This window comes from Streptomyces sp. NPDC107654 (assembly GCF_055639035.1).
The window spans coordinates 1-17,931 of sequence record NZ_JBVKBI010000014.1 but is presented as its reverse complement, the minus strand read 5'-3'; the positions used below and the strand labels follow the sequence as shown (position 1 = coordinate 17,931).

At 75.0% G+C, this 17,931-nt stretch carries 17 protein-coding genes; 14 read left to right on the top strand and 3 right to left on the bottom strand.

Annotated elements, in window-relative coordinates:
* Positions 1-9: 9 nt before the first annotated feature.
* The 7 genes from ACZ7N4_RS23920 (at position 10) to ACZ7N4_RS23890 (ending at position 6,781) form a co-directional block, all read left to right on the top strand.
* Positions 10-588, top strand: coding sequence for a carbonic anhydrase (locus tag ACZ7N4_RS23920; protein ID WP_471361048.1), 579 nt, complete (start codon positions 10-12; stop codon positions 586-588).
* 8 nt (positions 589-596) lie between these two features.
* Positions 597-2,078 (top strand): SulP family inorganic anion transporter, encoded by a 1,482-nt coding sequence (locus tag ACZ7N4_RS23915; protein WP_471361046.1) that lies wholly within the window; start codon positions 597-599, stop codon positions 2,076-2,078.
* Positions 2,079-2,181: 103 nt separating this feature from the next.
* The gene (locus tag ACZ7N4_RS23910) at positions 2,182-3,006 is read left to right on the top strand and encodes a slipin family protein (protein WP_471361044.1); all 825 of its coding nucleotides are present in this window, start codon (positions 2,182-2,184) and stop codon (positions 3,004-3,006) included.
* Positions 3,007-3,094: 88 nt separating this feature from the next.
* Positions 3,095-3,964 (top strand): PPK2 family polyphosphate kinase, encoded by an 870-nt coding sequence (locus ACZ7N4_RS23905; protein WP_471361041.1) that lies wholly within the window; start codon positions 3,095-3,097, stop codon positions 3,962-3,964.
* Between the two features lie 137 nt (positions 3,965-4,101).
* Positions 4,102-5,625, top strand: a complete 1,524-nt coding sequence (locus ACZ7N4_RS23900; RefSeq protein ID WP_471361039.1) for an FAD-dependent oxidoreductase — start codon at positions 4,102-4,104, stop codon at positions 5,623-5,625.
* A 107-nt stretch (positions 5,626-5,732) separates the two neighbouring features.
* Positions 5,733-6,578, top strand: a complete 846-nt coding sequence (locus tag ACZ7N4_RS23895) for a polysaccharide deacetylase family protein (RefSeq protein WP_471361036.1) — start codon at positions 5,733-5,735, stop codon at positions 6,576-6,578.
* A gap of 20 nt (positions 6,579-6,598) precedes the next feature.
* Positions 6,599-6,781 (top strand): hypothetical protein, encoded by a 183-nt coding sequence (locus ACZ7N4_RS23890; protein ID WP_189298826.1) that lies wholly within the window; start codon positions 6,599-6,601, stop codon positions 6,779-6,781.
* Here ACZ7N4_RS23890 and ACZ7N4_RS23885 read toward each other — a convergent pair.
* Positions 6,723-7,358: a DUF6086 family protein gene (locus ACZ7N4_RS23885; RefSeq protein ID WP_471361457.1), complete on the bottom strand. Its 636-nt coding sequence runs from the start codon at positions 7,356-7,358 to the stop codon at positions 6,723-6,725. The two genes, ACZ7N4_RS23890 and ACZ7N4_RS23885, sit on opposite strands and share 59 nt — an antisense overlap.
* A 97-nt stretch (positions 7,359-7,455) precedes the next feature.
* Between ACZ7N4_RS23885 and ACZ7N4_RS23880 the strand changes: the two genes are divergently transcribed.
* The 5 genes from ACZ7N4_RS23880 to ACZ7N4_RS23860 all read left to right on the top strand — a co-directional run bounded on the left by ACZ7N4_RS23880 (position 7,456) and on the right by ACZ7N4_RS23860 (position 13,323).
* Positions 7,456-8,217 (top strand): aminoacyl-tRNA hydrolase, encoded by a 762-nt coding sequence (locus tag ACZ7N4_RS23880; RefSeq protein WP_471361033.1) that lies wholly within the window; start codon positions 7,456-7,458, stop codon positions 8,215-8,217.
* A 210-nt stretch (positions 8,218-8,427) separates the two neighbouring features.
* Positions 8,428-9,756, top strand: coding sequence for an MbnB/TglH/ChrH family RiPP precursor modification enzyme (locus ACZ7N4_RS23875; protein WP_471361031.1), 1,329 nt, complete (start codon positions 8,428-8,430; stop codon positions 9,754-9,756).
* Between the two features lie 99 nt (positions 9,757-9,855).
* Positions 9,856-10,626: a DUF4142 domain-containing protein gene (locus tag ACZ7N4_RS23870; protein ID WP_471361029.1), complete on the top strand. Its 771-nt coding sequence runs from the start codon at positions 9,856-9,858 to the stop codon at positions 10,624-10,626.
* Between the two features lie 101 nt (positions 10,627-10,727).
* Positions 10,728-11,507, top strand: coding sequence for a TIGR04222 domain-containing membrane protein (locus ACZ7N4_RS23865; RefSeq protein ID WP_471361026.1), 780 nt, complete (start codon positions 10,728-10,730; stop codon positions 11,505-11,507).
* 151 nt (positions 11,508-11,658) lie between these two features.
* The gene (locus tag ACZ7N4_RS23860; protein WP_471361024.1) at positions 11,659-13,323 is read left to right on the top strand and encodes an alpha/beta hydrolase; all 1,665 of its coding nucleotides are present in this window, start codon (positions 11,659-11,661) and stop codon (positions 13,321-13,323) included.
* 12 nt (positions 13,324-13,335) lie between these two features.
* On the opposite strand, the gene hemQ is transcribed toward ACZ7N4_RS23860, so the two are convergent.
* Entirely contained in the window at positions 13,336-14,067 is a 732-nt protein-coding gene (gene hemQ, locus ACZ7N4_RS23855) for a hydrogen peroxide-dependent heme synthase (RefSeq protein WP_471361021.1), read from the bottom strand.
* Positions 14,068-14,072: 5 nt separating this feature from the next.
* Positions 14,073-15,527: a protoporphyrinogen oxidase gene (gene hemG, locus ACZ7N4_RS23850; RefSeq protein WP_471361020.1), complete on the bottom strand. Its 1,455-nt coding sequence runs from the start codon at positions 15,525-15,527 to the stop codon at positions 14,073-14,075.
* Between the two features lie 427 nt (positions 15,528-15,954).
* Between hemG and ACZ7N4_RS23845 the strand changes: the two genes are divergently transcribed.
* Together ACZ7N4_RS23845 and ACZ7N4_RS23840 are read left to right on the top strand one after the other, a co-directional pair.
* Entirely contained in the window at positions 15,955-16,323 is a 369-nt protein-coding gene (locus tag ACZ7N4_RS23845) for a DUF4349 domain-containing protein (protein ID WP_471361017.1), read from the top strand.
* A complete protein-coding gene (locus tag ACZ7N4_RS23840; RefSeq protein WP_471361014.1) occupies positions 16,320-17,723 on the top strand; it encodes an FAD-dependent oxidoreductase in 1,404 nt (467 codons plus the stop codon). Before ACZ7N4_RS23845 ends, ACZ7N4_RS23840 begins: the two co-directional genes overlap by 4 nt.
* The last annotated feature ends 208 nt before the right edge of the window (positions 17,724-17,931 follow it).

Genomic DNA, 17,931 nt, shown 5'->3' with positions numbered 1-17,931 from the left:
CCCACACACATGCAGCCCCTCATCGACAACGCCCGTACCTTCGGACAGCGCCCTGAGGAGTTCGCCGAGCTCGCCGAAGGCCAGTCCCCGCAGGTGCTGTTCATCACCTGCTCCGATTCCCGGGTCGTCCCGGCCCTGATCACGGGCGCCCGCCCCGGCGAGCTGTTCGAACTGCGCACCGCGGGCAACATCGTCCCGCCCCACACGTCCGAGCACCCCACCAGCGAGGCCGCCACCATCGAGTACGCCGTGGAGGTGCTCGGCGTCCGCGACATCGTCGTCTGCGGCCACTCGCACTGCGGGGCCGTCGGCGCCCTCGTGCGCGGGGACGACCTGGACGCCGTACCCGCCGTGCGCGACTGGCTGGCCTCCGCCACCCCGCGCCCGGCCGGCGCGGCCGAGGACCCGGAGGTCGCCGAGGGCGTGCAGAGTCATGCCCTGACCCAGTTGCTCCGACTCCGCTCGTACCCCTGCGTCGAACGGAAACTGGCGGAGGGTCAGCTGACCCTGCACGCCTGGTACTACGAGGTGCACACCGGCGCCGTACGGACGCACCGCCCGCACACCGACACCTTCGAGTCCCTGTGAGCGCGCCGATGACCGACCGCGACCGCACCCTCATATCCCGTTTCCCGCACCTGAAGGAGGATTTCGCGGCCTCCCTGGTGGTCTTCCTGGTCGCGCTGCCGTTGTGCGTGGGCGTGGCCGTCGCCTCCGGCGTCCCGGCCGAACTCGGCCTGGTCACCGGCATCGTCGGCGGCATCGTCACCGGGCTGATGCGCGGCAGCAGCCTGCAGGTGTCGGGCCCCGCGGCCGGTATGACCGTGCTCGTCTTCGAGGCGGTCAAGGAGTTCGGGCTGCCGGTGCTCGGCGTGATCGTCCTCACCGCGGGCGTGCTCCAGGTGGCCATGGGCCTGCTGCGGCTGGGCCGTTACTTCCGCGCCATCTCCGTCTCCGTCGTCGAGGGCATGCTGGCCGGGATCGGCCTGGTGATCATCGCCGGGCAGTTGTATCCGGCACTGGCGACGAAGGCGCCCGACTCCGGCCTGGACAAGATGGCCGGGCTGCCGGGGGCGTTCTGGGACGCCCTCGGCGACACCGGCGCCCTGGCCTCGCTCGCGGTGGCCGCGGGCACCGTCGCGGTGCTGCTGCTGTGGAAGCGCACCCCGGCCGTCGTGCGCGCGGTGCCCGGCCCGCTGGCCGCGGTCGGGCTCGCCACACTGGCCGCGTTCGCGCTGGACCTGCCCGTGGCCACGGTGGAGGTCAAGGGCCTGCTCGGCTCGGTCCAGCCACCCCCGCTGAGCGCCTTCGGCGAGCTGGCCGGTGCCGGCCTGCTGGGCACGGTCGTCGCCTTCACCCTGATCGCGTCCGCCGAGTCGCTGTTCAGCGCGGCGGCCGTGGACCGGCTGCACTCCGGGCCGCGCACCCAGTACAACAGGGAGCTCGTCGCCCAGGGCACCGGGAACCTGGTGTGCGGGGTGCTCGGCGCGCTGCCGATGACCGCGGTGATCGTGCGCAGCGCCGCCAACGTCCAGGCCGGAGCCCGGACGAAGGCCTCCCGGGTCATGCACGGCGTCTGGCTGCTGCTGTTCGCGGCGATACTGCCCGGCGTGCTCGCCTACATCCCGATCCCGGCCCTCGCGGGCATCCTGATCCACGCGGGCGCCAAGCTGATCCCGGTCCGGGCGCTGGCCGGGCTGTGGCGCGAGCACCGCGGGGAGGCGCTGGTCCTCGCCGCGACGGCCGTCTCCATCGTGGCGGTCAGCATGTTCGAGGGCGTGCTCATCGGTCTCGCGCTGGCGGTGGTGAAGACCGCCTGGGAGTCCTCGCACGTCAGGCTGGACGTCGTGGACAAGGGCACCGGCCCGATCGAGGCGCACCTGTCGGGGAACGCCACCTTCCTGCGCCTGCCGAAGATCCTGGACAGCCTGGAGTCGCTGCCCCAGGACCGCCCGGTCCGGCTCGACCTGTCCGGGCTGCACCACCTGGACCACGCCTGCCGCACGGCCCTGGACAACTGGGCCGCACGGCACAGCGCGGCCGGCACCGAGCCGGTGAAGCTGGTCACCGCGGCCTGAGCACCGCACCGTGGGGCCGGGCGCCGAGAGGTCTCGGCATCCCGGCCCCACGGGCCTATCGTGGCATCATCAGACAAACCGGCCTCTGTGTGAGGAGGTCACCATGGTCGAGGACCTTGTGGTGACCCTGGCGGCGGCGGGCTCCGTCGGCGTGGTGTACCTGGCATCGGCGATGCGCGTGGTCAAGCAGTACGAGCGGGGTGTGCTGTTCCGGCTCGGCCGGGTGGCGGGTGACGTACGGCCCCCGGGCCTGAACCTGATCATCCCGTTCGTGGACCGGCTGCAGAAGGTCAACATGCAGATCGTGACGCTGCCCATCCCGGCCCAGGAGGGCATCACCCGGGACAACGTCACCGTACGGGTGGACGCGGTGGTCTACTTCCGGGTGGTCGACGCGACGAGCGCCCTGGTGAAGGTCGAGGACTACAAGTTCGCGGTGTCGCAGATGGCGCAGACCTCCCTCAGGTCGATCATCGGCAAGAGCGATCTGGATGATCTGCTCTCCAACCGCGAGAAGCTCAACCAGGGCCTGGAGCTGATGATCGACAGTCCGGCGGTGGGCTGGGGCATCCAGGTGGACCGGGTCGAGATCAAGGACGTGTCCCTGCCGGACACCATGAAGCGGTCGATGGCCCGCCAGGCCGAGGCGGACCGCGAGCGCCGGGCCCGGATCATCAACGCGGACGCCGAACTCCAGGCCTCCAGGAAGCTCGCCGAGGCCGCCCAGCAGATGTCCGACACACCGGCCGCGCTCCAGCTGCGGCTGCTGCAGACGGTGATGGCGGTCTCGGCCGAGAAGAACTCCACCCTGGTGCTGCCCATCCCGGTGGAGCTGCTGCGCTTCCTGGAGCGGGGCGGGCAGCCCACGCTTGCGGAGCCGGGCCGGCGGCCGGAGCCCCACACCGACGGCGGACCGCATCCCGGCTGACGAGTCCCCCCAGAGCCCCAGCCGCTCCCGGAGCTCCCGGGGCAGCCGTCGGCCACACCCACCCGTACAGCGGCCGGAAGGAGCGCCCGTGCCGAGGAACCCGGCGAGGGAGCAGGAGAGGACACTCCGGGATCTGCTGCGGCTCCCGCCGGGCGAGGGCGTCGAGCTGTCCCGGTACGACGCCCGGGCCACCCCCGGCGCCCCGGACGGAAAACAGGCCGCGCTGGCCGACGCGGAACGCACGGGCAAGCGCCTGGCCCGGCTCCAGGAGAGGCTCTGGGCGGCGGCCACCGCGGGCGACCGCCGCCGGGTGCTGCTGGTGCTCCAGGGCATGGACACCAGCGGCAAGGGCGGCACGGTCAAGCATGTGATCGGGCAGCTCAACCCGTCGGGCTGCCGGATCACGGCGTTCAAGGCGCCCACCGAGGAGGAGCGGCGCCACGACTTCCTGTGGCGGGTGCGGCGCGCGCTGCCGGAGCCCGGCGAGATCGGCATCTTCGACCGCTCGCACTACGAGGACGTCCTCATCGCCCGCGTCCGGCATCTCGCCCGGCCCGCCGCGATCGGCAGCCGGTACGGCCTGATCAACGACTTCGAACGCACCCTCGCCGACGATGGCGTCACCCTCGTCAAGTGCTTCCTGCACATCTCCTGCGACGAACAGCGGCGCCGGCTGCTGCGCCGCCTCGACCGCCCCGACAAGCACTGGAAGTTCGACCCCGGTGACATCGACGAACGCGCCCTGTGGCCCGCCTACCAGGAGGCGTACCAGCTGGCCCTGGAGCGCTGCGCGGCGCCGTCCGCGCCCTGGTACCTGATCCCGGCGGACCGCAAGTGGTACCGCGACTGGGCGATCAGCCGACTGCTGCTGGAGCAGCTGCGCGAGCTGGACCCGCGGTATCCGCAGGCCCGCTTCGACGTCGCCGAGTGCCGGGAGCGGCTGTTGAAGGGCGCGTGAGCGGGGCCGGGCAAGGCCACCGAAGGGCACGTGACCGGGGCCCGGGACACGGCCGCCGCAGGGCCCGCGAGCGGAACGGCCCGGGGCACGGCCGGGGAGGCGGACGTGAGCCGGGCGGCCCGGGGTACCCGACGGGCATGCGCGAACACCGGAAGGTCACCGACTCGTACTGGCTGGAGACCGCCCACGGCCCGGAGCACCCCACCCTGGACGCGGACATCGACGTGGACGTGGCGGTCGTCGGCGCGGGCATCGCCGGGCTGAGCACCGCCCACGAGCTGGCCCGGGCCGGGCGGCGGGTGGCGGTGCTGGAGGCCGGCCGGGCCGTGGCCGGCGTCACCGGCCACACCACCGCGAAGCTGACCGCCCAGCACACCCTGGTCTACGACCGGCTCCGGCGCACCCGGGGCACCGAGGGGGCGCGGCTGTACGCCCGGTCGCAGACGGAGGCGATCGCGCACGCGGCGGCGCTGGTGGCCGAGCTGGGGATCGACTGCGACTGGGAGACCCGGGACGCCTACACCTACGTACGGGACCGGTCGCGGGTGGACGAGGTGCGCGCGGAGGCGGACGCCGCCCGGGAGGCGGGGCTGCCGGCCGCGTTCACCACGGAGACCGGGCTGCCGTTCCCGGTGGCGGGCGCGGTCCGGGTGACCGGGCAGGCGCAGTTCCACCCGGTCAGGTACCTGCGGGCGCTCACCGCCGACCTGCTCGCGCACGGCAGCCAGGTCTACGAGCGGACCCGGGTCACCGGGCTGACGGAGGGCGAGCCGTGCCGGCTGACGACCGAGGCCGGCGCCACGGTGACCGCCCGGGACGTCGTGGTCGCCACCCACTACCCGGTGTTCGACCGGGCCCTGCTGTTCACCCGGCTCTCCCCGCGCCGCGAACTGGTCGTGGCCGGACCGCTGGGCGACGGCCCGGACCCCGGCGGCATGTACATCACCCCGGACGAGAACACCCGCTCGGTGCGCACGGCACCGTACGGCACGGACGGGCAGCGGCTGCTCGTGGTCACCGGCGAGCACTTCACCCCCGGCACCGGTGATCCGCAGGCCGCCCTGGACCGGCTCGCCGCCTGGGCGGAGGTGCACTTCCCCGGGGTGACCCTGGACCACGCCTGGGCCACCCAGGACAACGAGTCCACGGACACGGTCCCGCTGGTCGGGCCCCTGCACCCGGGCGCCCGGCACACGTACGTCGCCACCGGCTTCGGCGGCTGGGGCCTGAGCGGCGGCATCATGGCCGGGCTGCTGCTGACGGCGCTGATCACCGGCCGGGAGTGCGCGTGGCGGGAGCTGTACGACCCGCGCCGGCTGAAGTCGGTGGCGCGCGAGGCGCCGTCGCTGCTGAAGACCCAGGCGGAGGTGGCCCGGCACTTCGTCGGCGACCGGCTGAAGCCGCCGGCCTCGGTGGAGGGGATCGCCCCCGGCGACGGCGCGGTGGTCCGCTCCGGCGGCAACCGGCTCGCGGTCCACCGCGACGAGGAGGGCGCGCTGCACGCCGTGTCGGCCCGCTGCACCCACCTCGGCTGCCTGGTCTCCTTCAACCGCGCCGAACGCGCCTGGGAGTGCCCCTGCCACGGCTCGCGCTTCGCGGTCGACGGTTCGGTGATCCAGGGCCCGGCGGTGAAACCGCTGGAGCGGCGCGAGCTGGAGTGACGGTCGGCAGGACGTGGTCCGACGGCGGGGCGCCGCCCGGGTGACCGTGCCGCCGTGCCACACGGCATATCACCATACAAACGGACATTCAGCTCTACGTTCGTACGGTGATCCTACGAGTACGCCGTATCACCGTCCTTTGTGCCCTGGCCGCGGCCCTCACCGCCTGCGGCACCGCGTCCGGAGACCGCCCGGCCCCGGCGGCCCGCCCCGCCTCCGGATCCCCCTCCTCCACGCGTCCGCCCGTGCTGACGCCGGGCCCCGGCGGGCTGACCCCGGTCTTCGAGCACGGCCCGCGCGACCGGGGCAAGACGGTCGCGTTCACCTTCGACGCCGACATGACCGCCGACGAGGGCCCCCGCGCGGCCTCCGGCGAGCACTTCGACAACCCCGGCCTGATCGGCGCGCTGCGCGCGCTGAAGGTGCCGGCGACCGTCTTCATGACCGGCCGGTGGGCCGACCAGTACCCGGCCGAGGCCCGCGCCCTGGGCCGCGACCCGGGGTTCGAGGTGGCCAACCACTCCTGGAGCCACTACGCCTTCACCGCCGACTGCTACGGCCTGCCGACCGTCGACGCCGGCCGGATGCGGGAGGACGTGCAGCGGGCGTACACCTCCCTCCGCGCGGCGGGCGTGCCGCACCCGATGCCGTACTTCCGTTTCCCCGGCGGCTGCTACGACCAGCCGGCGCTGCGCGCGCTCAGCGGGCTCGGGGTGACCGCGGTGCAGTGGGACGTGGTGAGCGGGGACGCGTTCGCCACGGACGCCGACGCGGTGGTCAAACAGGTGCTCGACGGGGTGAAACCGGGTTCGGTGGTCGTCATGCACTGCACCCGCAGCGCCGCCCCCACCACCGAGCGGGTCGTCCGCACGGTGGTACCGGAACTCCGCGCTCGCGGCTACCGGTTCGTGAAGGTCTCCGAGCTGATCGGCCAGACGGTCACGGGCCGCTGACGTCGTCCTACGCTGGAACCATGAGCGACGAGGACTACTGCACGATCACCGGGACGGTGAAGCCGGCGAAGGCGGACGGGCCGCCGTACGCGGAGTGCGTGCTCTGCCGGGAGCCGACGGAGTACCCGGAGTCGTACAAGGGCATCACGCTGTGCCCGGTCTGCGAGTGGCAGGAGGCGCAGCGCACCGCCTGCTCAGGGTGAGCGGCGCGCGCCGAGCCCGGCCGCCGCGGCGAAGGCGGCCGCCGTGAGCAAGGACGCGCCGGCCAGGGGCGGCAGCGGCGTCCGGCCGTCCGCGAGCCGGTGGGCAGGTCGCTGACGGCCGCCCGCGCCGGGGACCCTGGCGCGGACCGGGTGGCGCCCGGGGCCCGGCTCGGCGGGCCGTCCCCCGGCTCGGCTCGGCCGCCCTGGCCCGCGGCGCGGCGGCCCAGGCTCCCCCCTCCCCCGGCCCCGACGCCCCGGCGGCGGAGACCTGTACGCCCCGGAGCGGCCCGTCCCAAAGCGCTTCGAACCGCTCCCGGTCGATGCCGATCCCGGCCCGCCGTGCGCGGGCGACGACGACACCGACGCCCCCCTCGGAGGGGCCGGGACGATCGGGTGGCCGGTCCGCCGGTGCCGTGCCGGCAGGGCGTGCGCGAAGACCCACGGCAGCTCCAGTTTCGGCCTCCAACACCTCCACCTGCCGCAGAGAGAGCCGGGCGGCCCCGTTGGACGGGTTCCACAGCGTCTCGTCCCCGACGCCGAAGTACTGATCGCACCCCCCTCTCCGTGGGACAAGCAGGCGAGCGCGGCCGGCCGGCTCGTCGCCGTCGCCGGAATTCCCTCCGCGCGGCCCGCGCGTTGATCGGCCCGCCGACGACTTCGTAGGCTGGGCTCCCGTGAGCCACGATCCAGCCCCCTCCAGTGACAGCCCCTCCCGGCCCGGACACGACCCACGGCCCGGACACGACCCCCGGGACGAGGCGCCCCAGTTCGTGCTGCCGCTCGTCGTCCGGATGGAGCGCGACGCCCCGCCCGCCCGTACCGACGCGCTGGAGACGTCCGCCCGGGCCGTCCTCGTGCTGCTCGGCGACGACCGGGCGCGGGGCGACGGCGAGTGGGCCGAGGCGGTGCGCGGCTGGGAGGACGCCCGGATCCGCAAGGTGGTCCGGCGGGCCCGCGGCGCCGAGTGGCGGCGCGCCGGGGCGCTGCCCGGCATCACGGTGACCGGCAAGTCCGCGGAGGTCCGGGTCTTCCCGCCGATCCCGCTGGACGGCTGGCCGAAGGACCTGGCCAAGCTCCAGGTGTCGGGCACCGAACTGGACGACCCCGAGCCGCCCCTCCCCGCCGACCCGGCCGACGGACCGGTGCTCTGGCTCAACCCCGATCTGGACATGTCGGCCGGCAAGGCCATGGCCCAGACCGGCCACGGCGCCCAACTGGCCTGGTGGGCGCTGCCGGACGCCGACCGTGCCGCCTGGCGCGACACGGGTTACGCCCTCACCGTCCGTACGGCCGCCCCGGCCGACTGGGCCCGGCTGACGGCCGGCGGCCTGCCCGTGGTCCGGGACGCGGGCTTCACCGAGATCGCCCCGGGCTCGTGCACGGTGGTGGCGGACCATCCGGCGCTGCGCCGGGACGCCTCCCCCGCCGGTCCGTGAACCGCGCGCCCGCACGCGGGCCCGGGGCGCAGGAGGTCCCGGCGGCACCGCTCCGGGCGCCGGGCCCTGCCGGAGAGTCCACCCACGGGTGCGGTCGGCCGGAACCTCAAATGTTGCTCTGAACGCGTCGGGGAGGGGGTTCGCGGCGGCGGGGCGGGGCCATACCTCCCTCACTCGACGCACGAGCACAGCCGAGGAGGGGGAGGCAGCATGCGGCGACTGGGGACCGGGATCGGATGGCGGCCGGAGATCGCGGACGCCGTGGAGCGCATGCCGGGCATCGACTGGGTGGAGGTCGTGGCGGAGAACGTCTGCCCCGGCCACCTCCCCGCCTCGCTGCTGCGGCTGCGCGAACGCGGGGTGACGGTGGTCCCGCACGGCGTCTCCCTCGGCCTCGGCGGTGCGGACCGTCCCGACGAGGGGCGGCTGACGGCACTCGCCGAACGGGCCGAGGCTCTCGGCGCACCGCTGGTCACCGAGCACATCGCCTTCGTCCGGGCGGGCGGCGCGCTCACCGCCTCCCCCCGCCTGGAAGCCGGCCACCTGCTGCCCGTGCCACGCACCCGGGACGCCCTGGACGTGCTGTGCGAGAACGTCCGGATCGCCCAGGAGGCGCTGCCGGTGCCGCTGGCCCTGGAGAACATCGCCGCGCTGTTCTCCTGGCCGGGCGAGGAGCTGACCGAGGGGCGGTTCCTGTCCGAACTGGTCGAACGGACCGGCGTACGGCTGCTGATCGACGTCGCCAACCTGCACACCAACCACGTCAACCGGGGCGAGGACCCGGCCGAGGCGCTGGCCGCGCTGCCCCTGGAGGCGCTCGCCTACGTCCATGTCGCGGGCGGCTTCGAGCGCGACGGCGTCTGGCACGACAGCCACGCGCATCCCGTGCCGCGCCCGGTGCTCGACATCCTCACCGGCCTCGCCGCGCGCACCGAGCCGCCCGGGGTGCTCCTTGAGCGGGACGAGAACTTCCCGGAACCGGCCGAGCTGGAGCGGGAGCTGGCGGCCGTCGGGGGCGCGGTCACCGCCGGCCGGGCGCGCGCGGCACGGGCCGCGGTGGCCGGGGGTACGGCGACGCCGGGCGCCGCCGGCGACGGGGCGCGGGGTGTCGGGGTCCTCGCGCGGCCGGTGGCCGGTGCGCGGGAGCGGGTCGGGGTGGCGCAGACCGCCGTGCTGTCGGCCCTGGTGGCGGGGACGCCGGTGCCGGAGGGGTTCGACCGGGTGCGGATGGGGGTGCAGGCGCGGGCGCTCGCGGCGAAGCGGGCGGGCGTGGTGGCGAAGGTGGCACCCGAGCTGCCGGTGATCCTGGGGGCGGGGTACCGGGAGGCGTTCCTGGAGTACGCCCGGCAGCGGCCGATGCGGGGCGGGTACCGGCAGGACGCGCTGGACTTCGCGGGGCACCTGCTGAAGCTGGGGCGGCCGGCGCACGCGGGGGTGCGGCGGGAGCTGCGCGACTGGTGGCTGGACCGGGCCGGGCCGGCGCCCCGGAAGCGGGGGCTCGCGGCACGGGTGCTGCGGCGGCCCCGCAACCACGGGTAGAGCCGCCGGAGGGGTGCGGGGGACCCTGAGCGCCCGGGAGGGACGGCGCGGCTGCCAGTACTATGCCAACCCCGCACCACCCACTCCCGAGCAGGCACCATGCGACCGCGACCCCCGATCAACGGCCGAGGCACAGTCAGCGGCACCGGACTCCTCATCACCGCCCTCGCGGCCACGCTCGTCGCGCTGCTCGTCCCGCTGTGGTCGTACGCCGACCGGCAGGACCCGGCGAGCGCGAGCGTGCTGAGCGCGCGGACGGTGACGACGCCGTACGGCCCGATGTCCGGCCAGGACCGGGACTTCGTCACCAAGGTCCGGCTGGCCGGGCTGTGGGAGCTGCCCGCCGGGGAGCTGGCGCAGCGCAAGGGGACCACGCCGGCGGTCCGCACGGCCGGCCGGCACCTCGTCGACGGCCACACCTCCCTGGACGCCCACGTCCGGACCGTCGCCACCCAGCTCGGCGTGGCCCTGCCCAACGAGCCGAACGCGCAGCAGAAGCAGTGGCTCGCCACCTTGGAGGCGGCGCGGGGCCAGGACTTCGACCGCCGGTTCGCCGAGCTGCTGCGGCTCGCGCACGGCCGGGTGTTCTCCCTGGTCGCACAGGTCCGGGCGGGCACCCAGAACACCCTGGTCCGCGATCTCGCCGACGACGCCAACGCGACCGTCCTCGACCACATCAGGGTCCTGGAGGCGACCGGGTACGTCGACTTCGCCGCGCTGGCCAGGGATCTGGCGGCCTCCGCGAGCCCGGTGCCGACCCCGCCGGAGGTCGAACCGGGCGCCGCCGTACCGGTCGCGCCGTCGCCCACCGAGACGTACTCCCTGCCGCCCGCCGCCTCCAGCCCGCCGCCGGCGACGGACACTCCCTGACCGGGCCTCGCGGGAAACGGAACGTCACATCCCGGCAACACTCCGTCCGTATCGTGAACAGGGCATGGCGTTCCCGCGGGCCGCTGGCATAGAAACACGTCATGTTCTGGGTCCTTCTCCTGCTCCTGGCCTGGGCTTTCGCCGGTACGGCCTGCACCCGGCTGTGCCTGGCGGCCCTTCGCGCGGCAACCGTGGACGCGCGCTCCCCGTTGGCCGACGAGGAGCGCGCTCTGACGCTGTACGAGGCGGCCTTCCTCTCCGGCGGCCCGGCCCGGGTCGCCGACGTGACCCTGGTCTCCATGGCCCGGCAGCGCCGGCTGCTGCTCGCGCACACCGGCTGGGCCACGGTCGTGGACCCACGGGGGCGGGACGAGATGGAGCGGTCGGTCATAGGGGCGATAGGGCCCGAGGGGCAGTCGCGGATCGCGCCCGTGCGGACGCGGGCGGCCGGCGCGGAGGCCGTGCGCCGGCTGGCGGACGGGCTGGTGCGCGCCGGTCTCGCGGTGCCCGAGGGCGCGGGGACGACCGTCGGGGCCGCCGTCCGCCGGGTGCGGGCCGCCGCGGTCGCCGTGACCGCGCTGGGTGTGACCGCGCTGCTGCTGCCCGTTCAGACCGGTACACCGCGCCCGCTGGTGGGCGCCTGGTTCGCGCTGCCCCTCACGCTGTCGCTGAGCTGCCTGGCCATCGCCCGGTTCGAGGTGCATCCCTATTCGCGCTGGGCCTCCCCGGCCGGGCAGCGGCTGCTGAGCGCGCTGGCCGGCGGGCCGGCCGGTGACGAGCGGTCGTTCCTCACCTCCGTCGCCGTACGCGGCGTCCGCGCCGTCGGCGAACCGGAGCTGCGCGCCGCCTTCACCCACCGCGACCAGCCCTGGCGGGAGTGAAGGCGGCACCTTCGGGGGCGCATCGGGGGCATTGGGGCCGACACCGGCCGGGTGGTGCTTGCCTTCCCCCACAGCCGACCGAAACATCCCTTCTGTGGGCGCCGGGCCGTGGCAGCCGTGCCATCGCCGCCGCGCACCGAAGGGACACGCGATGAAAGCCGCCGCCCTCTACTCGGCCGCCGGTTCCCTGCTCCTGACCGCCCTGGCCGCGGCCCCGGCGGGCGGCACCCCCGGCGTCCCGGGCAGCCCCGGCGCCCCCGGTGCGGCCGAGCTGCGCGGCACCGCGGTGGCCGTGGCCCGCGCCCGGGCGGCCGGCATCGACTTCGGCCCGTGCTCCGCCGCCGACGTACCGAACGCCCCGGCCGGCGTGCGGTGCGGCACGGTGGCGGTCCCCCTCGACTACGCCGACCCGGAGGGCGAGCAGATCCGGCTGACCGTCAGCCGGGCCCCGGCCACCGGGAAGGACCCGCACAACAGCAAGCGGAAGGTGCCCCGGCAGGGCGCCCTGCTCTTCAACCCGGGCGGCCCGGGCGCCTCCGGCATGTACTTCCCGCTGATCGGCCGGATCCCCCAGTGGAAGCGGATCGCCGCCGCCTACGACCTGGTCGGCTACGCGCCGCGCGGGGTGGGCCGGTCGGCGCCGCTGTCCTGCGAGGACCCGCAGCGCTTCTTCAAGGGCCCGACCGCGTCCCCGGTGCACCCCTCGGAGGCGTACAAGCGTCAGCGCGTCGCCCAGGCGAAGGCGTACGCGCGCGGCTGCGCCCGGCGGTCCGGGAGCGGGCTGCGGTTCTACACCTCGCTGAACAACGCCCGGGACCTGGACGTCCTGCGGGCGGCGCTGGGCGAGGACCGGCTGACCTTCGTGGGAGCGTCGTACGGCACCTACTTCGGCGCGCTGTACGCGGCGATGTTCCCCTCGCACGTGCGCCGCATGGTGCTGGACTCGGCGGTGAACCCGGACCCGGAGAGGATCTGGTACCGCAGCAACCTGGACCAGTCGGCGGCCTTCGAGGAGCGCTGGGCGGACTTCCGCGACTGGATCGCCCGGCACGACGACGTGTACCGGCTCGGCACCACGCCCGCGCGGGTGCAGCACAGCTACGACACCGCGCGCGAGCGGCTGGCGGGGAAGGCGGCGGGCGGGAAGGTCGGCCCCGGCCAGCTGCAGAACGCGTTCCTGACGGCCGGGTACTACGACGCCTACTGGCCGAGCCGGGCGGCGGCCCTCTCGGCGTATCTGCGCGGAGACCCGAAGCCGCTGGTCCGGCTGGCCGCGCCCAGCACGGAGACGGCCGTCGAGGCGGAGAACGCCGCCGCGGTGTACACGGCCGTGGAGTGCAACGACGCGCCCTGGCCGGAGGACTGGGCGGTGTGGGACCGCGACAACACCCGGCTCGCCCGGGTGGCGCCGTTCGAGACCTGGGACAACGCGTGGATGAACCTGCCCTGCGCCTACTGGCCGGTGCCCCGCCGGCAGCCGCTGGACGTGCGGACCGGGCCCGGTGAGCTGCCGCCGGTGCTGATCCTGGCGGCCGAGCGGGACGCCGCCGCGCCGTACCAGGGCGCGCTGGAGATGAACCGGCGGCTGTCCGGCTCGGTGCTGGTGACCGAGCGGGACGCGGGGACGCACGGGGTCGGGGGCGGGCCCAACGCGTGCGTCAACGGGTACCTGGACGCGTACCTCCTGGAGGGCCGCGTCCCGGCGCGGCACGCGTCGTGCGCGCCGCGCCCGGAGCCGGTCGCGGTCGCCGCCGGCGGATCGGCCGGCAAAGAGGCTCGGCGGGACGCCCTCAAGGGCAAGGCCCTCCGGCGTTAGGCCGCCGGAAGCCTACGCCAGGCCCGCCACCAGTTCCCCGATGTCCTTGCGGCGGCCCGTGAAGAACGGGATCTCCTCGCGGACGTGCCTGCGGGCCTCGGAGGCGCGGAGGTGGCGCATGAGGTCGACGATGCGGTACAGCTCGTCGGCCTCGAAGGCCAGGATCCACTCGTAGTCGCCGAGGGAGAACGAGGCGACCGTGTTGGCGCGGACGTCGGGGTAGCCGCGGGCCATCTTGCCGTGGTCGGCGAGCATGCGGCGGCGGTCCTCGTCGGGCAGCAGGTACCAGTCGTAGGAGCGCACGAAGGGGTAGACGCTCACGTAGTTGCGGGGCGTCTCGTCGGCGAGGAACGCCGGGATGTGCGCGCGGTTGAACTCGGCCGGGCGGTGCAGCGCCATGTTCGACCACACGGGCGTGAGCGCGCGGCCCAGCCTGGTGCGGCGGAAGAGGTTGTACGCCTCCTGGAGCTGGTCACTGGTCTCGGCGTGCCACCAGATCATCAGGTCGGCGTCGGCGCGCAGGCCGGAGACGTCGTAGGTGCCGCGGATCGTCACGTCCTTGGCGGCGAGCTGGTCGAACAGCTCCTGGACCTCGTCGGCGTATCCCGCGCGGTCCTCCGGCAGCACGTCCTTCAGCTTGAAGACCGACCAGAGGGTGTAGCGGATGACCTCGTTGAGGTCCTTGGCCAGCTTGCCCTTGTTCGGGATCCTGCCGGACTCGGTGGTGGGGGCGTCGTCACTCATGGTCCCTATTCTCCCGCTCCGCCGTGCAGGCTCTGCACCGGGTTGGCGGTCAGCTCGGTCATTCCCGTCAGGTCGCCGGCGAGCTGGTCCACCGCCGCGTACGCGCTCGCGATGCAGGCGGGGATGCCCACGCCGTCGTACTGCGCGCCGCACACCGCGAGCCCGGGCAGCTTGGCGACGTGCTCGCGGATCCGGGCCACGCGCGCGTGGTGGCCCACCGGGTACTGGGGCAGGCCGTCGGTCCAGCGGGTGACCCGGGTCCGCAGCGGCGCCGCGTCCAGGCCGGTGGCCTCGCGCAGGTCACGGCGGGAGACCTCCACCAGGTCGGCGTCGTCCCGGCCGAGGATCTCCGTCTCGCCGTGGCGGCCCACGGACGTGCGCAGGACGACCACGTCCGGGTCCTCCTCGGCGATCCAGCCCCACTTCTGGGAGGCGAAGGTGGAGGCCTTGATGGTGCGGCCGTCGACGGGCGGCACCAGGAAGCCACTGCCTTCGGGCAGGCGCAGGCCGGCGCGCCGGTAGGCGAGGGTGATCAGGGCCATCGAGGCGTACTCGACGGCGGACAGCTCGGCGGCGGCCCCCGGGGACTCGGCGCGCAGCAGCCCGGCGGCGGCCGGGGCGGGGACGGCGACGATCACGGCGTCGGCGTGCAGCACGCGCTCACCGGTGCCGATCCGCCAGCCGCCGGCCGGGTCCCGGCGCAGCTCCCGCGCGGGTGTCCCGGTGAGGATCTCGCCGCCCCGCGCGCGCACCGACGCGGCGACCGCGAGCGGCAGTCGCCCGACGCCGCCGGCGATGCCCGTGAAGACCGGCCCGGTCTGCTGCTGCGCGGCGGCCTTCGCCTGGATCTCCCGGACGCCCTCGGTGAGGGAGGTGTGGGTGCGCGCGGCCTGGAAGAGCTGGGGGACGGCCGAGCGCATCGAGATGCGGTAGGCGTCGCCCGCGTAGACACCGCCGAGCAGGGGTTCGACCAGGCGGTCGACGACCTCGCGGCCGAGCCGGGCCGCCACGTACTCCCCCACGGCCACGTCGTCGCCGGTCTCCGTGCGGGGCAGGTCGGCATCGCGGTCGACACGGGCCAGCCCCTCGTCGGAGAGGACGCCGGAGAGCGCGGCGGCGGTGCCCGGCACGCCCATGACGTGGCCCTTGGGCATGGGCCGCAGGGCGCCCCGGGTCCAGATCGCGGCGGTCGCGGTGGCCGGCGGCTGCAGCGCCTCGCCGAGACCCGCCTCGCGCGCGAGCGTCACCGCCTCGGGGCGGCGGGCGAGCATGGACTCGGCGCCCAGGTCGACCCGCACGCCGGCGATCTCGCCGGGCAGCAGCTTGCCGCCGACGCGGTCGCCGGCCTCCAGCACGGTCACGTGCGCTCCGCGCCCCAGCAGCCGGTGCGCGGCGGCCAGCCCTGCGATGCCGGCCCCGATCACGACGACGTGCCCCAAGCTCCTACCCGTTGCGCTCATGCCCCCACTCTCTCAGACCCCACCGACACTCCCGCCGGGAGGCGGTGAGCGTCACGGGTCCGGACCGTGACCGGTACCGAACCGCCGCCGCCAAACGTTTCCGCATCCGCCCCCGCCGTCGAAAAACCCTCACCGCACGCATCCCCGGGGGTACCGCCCATGCGCACGCCCCGCACCGCCACCACCGCCCACTCGGCCCCGCACCGCCACCACCGCCCACTCGGCCCGGACCACCGGCACCGCCCGCTCCATCCGGGCCCTCACGGCGATCCGGCTCGCCGCGTCCCTGGCGCTCGCCGGGTGCGGCGGCGCGGACGGCTCGCGCGGCGGTTCCGCCAAGGCCGCCTCGGGCTCCCGGACCCAGCCGGCCGGCGCCCCCGGTGGAGGGGCGGACGACGACAACGGGAAGACCTCGCGCACGACCCCCGTGACCGCCCCGGGCTCGGTCGTCCGGACCGCCTCCCTCACCGTCGAGGCCGAGGACGTGCCCAGGGCTCTGGCGGCGGCCCGCAGGACCGCCGACGAGGCGGGCGGCTTCGTCGGCGGGGAGACGACGAGCCGGGACGCCGGCGGCCACGAGCGCGCCCGGGTGGTGCTGCGCGCGCCCACCGAGCGGTACGACGAGGTCCTCGACGGCCTCCGGGGCACGGGCCGGGCCCGCGTCTGGCCCGCGCCCGCGACGACCGCGCTCGGCCCGCTGCCGTGGGCCGTCCCGCCCCGGGCCGAGCCGGGCCGGGCCCGGCGGAGGAGACCGGGCGGGACTGAAATGCCCGCGGCCCGTAGCGTGTTCCCATGAGCATGAGCGAGGGGCGGGACGGCAGGGAACGGCTGGTCGTGATCGGCGGCGACGCCGCGGGCATGTCGGCGGCGTCGCAGGCACGGAGGCTGAAGGACCCCGGGGAGCTGGAGATCGTGGCGTTCGAGCGCGGCCACTTCACCTCCTTCTCGGCGTGCGGGATCCCGTACTGGGTGGGTGGCGAGGTCCCCGAACGAGACCGGCTCATCGCCCGGACGCCCGAGGAGCACCGCGCGCGCGGGATCGATCTGCGGCTGCGCACCGAGGTCACGGAGATCGACGTGCCCGGGCAGCGGGTCCGCGCGCGTGACGTCGATTCCGGCGCCGAGTCCTGGACGCCGTACGACAAGCTCGTCATCGCCACCGGCGCCCGCCCGGTCCGCCCCGACCTGCCCGGCGCGGACGCCCCCGGCGTGCACGGGGTGCAGACGCTGGACGACGGGCAGGCCCTGCTGGACACGCTGGCCGGTGCCGAGGGACGCAGGGCGGTGGTCGTGGGCGCCGGCTACATCGGTGTCGAGATGGCCGAGGCGCTGATCAACCGGGGCTTCGAGGTGACGGTCGTCAACCGCGGCAAGGAGCCCATGTCGACGCTCGACCCGGACATGGGCCGGCTGGTGCACCGGGCCATGGAGGGCCTCGGCATCACCATGGTCGACGACGCCGAGGTCACCAAGCTGCTCACCGGCGAGGACGGCCGGGTGCGGGCGGTGGCCACGGCGGACGCCGAGTACCCCGCGGACGTGGTGGTCCTGGGCATCGGCGTCCGCCCGGAGACCGCCCTCGCCCGCGCGGCCGGGCTGCCGCTCGGCGCCCACGGGGGGCTGCTCACCGACCTCGCGATGCGGGTGCGCGGGCACGAGAACATCTGGGCGGGCGGCGACTGCGTGGAGGTGCTCAACCTGGTCTCCGGACAGGTGCAGTACGTGCCGCTCGGCACCCACGCCAACAAGCACGGCCAGGTCATCGGCACCAACGCCGGCGGTGGTTACGCCACCTTCCCGGGGGTCGTCGGCACGGCGGTCAGCAAGGTCTGCGACCTGGAGATCGCCCGGACCGGGCTGCGCGAGAAGGACGCCCGCCGTGCCGGCCTGCGCTTCGAGACGGTCACCGTCGAGTCGACCAGCCGTGCCGGCTACTACCCCGGTGCCGCCCCCATGACGGTCAAGATGCTCGCCGAGTCCCGCACCGGTCGGCTGCTCGGCGTGCAGATCGTCGGCCGGGAGGGGGCGGCGAAGCGGGTCGACATCGCTGCGGTGGCGCTCACCGCGCAGATGACGGTGGAACAGATGACCGCCCTGGACCTGGGCTACGCCCCGCCGTTCTCACCGGTGTGGGACCCGGTGCTGGTGGCGGCGAGGAAGGCGGCGGCGAAGGTACGGGCGGGCCTGCCGGCCTGACGGGGCACGGGGAACGCCGCGACGGGCCACGGAGGCACCGCGCACGCCCCACGGTGAACCACGGCGGCCCCCGCACCCCGCGACGAGCCACGGCCCGGGCCCCCGGGGGGCGCCTAGGTGTGTTGTCCCGGAACGTTGGTGACACGCGTGCTGGGTGCTTGAACAGGTGAGGGCCTTCTGGGTTCGGTGTGGATTGCGACATCTACCG

Excerpts from the sequence above, each read along its gene's own strand:
- ACZ7N4_RS23860 (WP_471361024.1), top strand. The coding sequence starts at position 11,659 with ATGAAAGCCGCCGCCCTCTACTCGGCCGCCGGTTCCCTGCTCCTGACC.
- ACZ7N4_RS23900 (WP_471361039.1), top strand. The coding sequence starts at position 4,102 with ATGCGCGAACACCGGAAGGTCACCGACTCGTACTGGCTGGAGACCGCC.
- ACZ7N4_RS23870 (WP_471361029.1), top strand. The coding sequence starts at position 9,856 with ATGCGACCGCGACCCCCGATCAACGGCCGAGGCACAGTCAGCGGCACC.
- ACZ7N4_RS23875 (WP_471361031.1), top strand. The coding sequence starts at position 8,428 with ATGCGGCGACTGGGGACCGGGATCGGATGGCGGCCGGAGATCGCGGAC.
- ACZ7N4_RS23910 (WP_471361044.1), top strand. The coding sequence starts at position 2,182 with ATGGTCGAGGACCTTGTGGTGACCCTGGCGGCGGCGGGCTCCGTCGGC.
- ACZ7N4_RS23865 (WP_471361026.1), top strand. The coding sequence starts at position 10,728 with ATGTTCTGGGTCCTTCTCCTGCTCCTGGCCTGGGCTTTCGCCGGTACG.
- ACZ7N4_RS23890 (WP_189298826.1), top strand. The coding sequence starts at position 6,599 with ATGAGCGACGAGGACTACTGCACGATCACCGGGACGGTGAAGCCGGCG.
- ACZ7N4_RS23915 (WP_471361046.1), top strand. The coding sequence starts at position 597 with ATGACCGACCGCGACCGCACCCTCATATCCCGTTTCCCGCACCTGAAG.
- ACZ7N4_RS23840 (WP_471361014.1), top strand. The coding sequence starts at position 16,320 with ATGAGCATGAGCGAGGGGCGGGACGGCAGGGAACGGCTGGTCGTGATC.
- hemG (WP_471361020.1), bottom strand. The coding sequence starts at position 15,527 with ATGAGCGCAACGGGTAGGAGCTTGGGGCACGTCGTCGTGATCGGGGCC.
- hemQ (WP_471361021.1), bottom strand. The coding sequence starts at position 14,067 with ATGAGTGACGACGCCCCCACCACCGAGTCCGGCAGGATCCCGAACAAG.
- ACZ7N4_RS23920 (WP_471361048.1), top strand. The coding sequence starts at position 10 with ATGCAGCCCCTCATCGACAACGCCCGTACCTTCGGACAGCGCCCTGAG.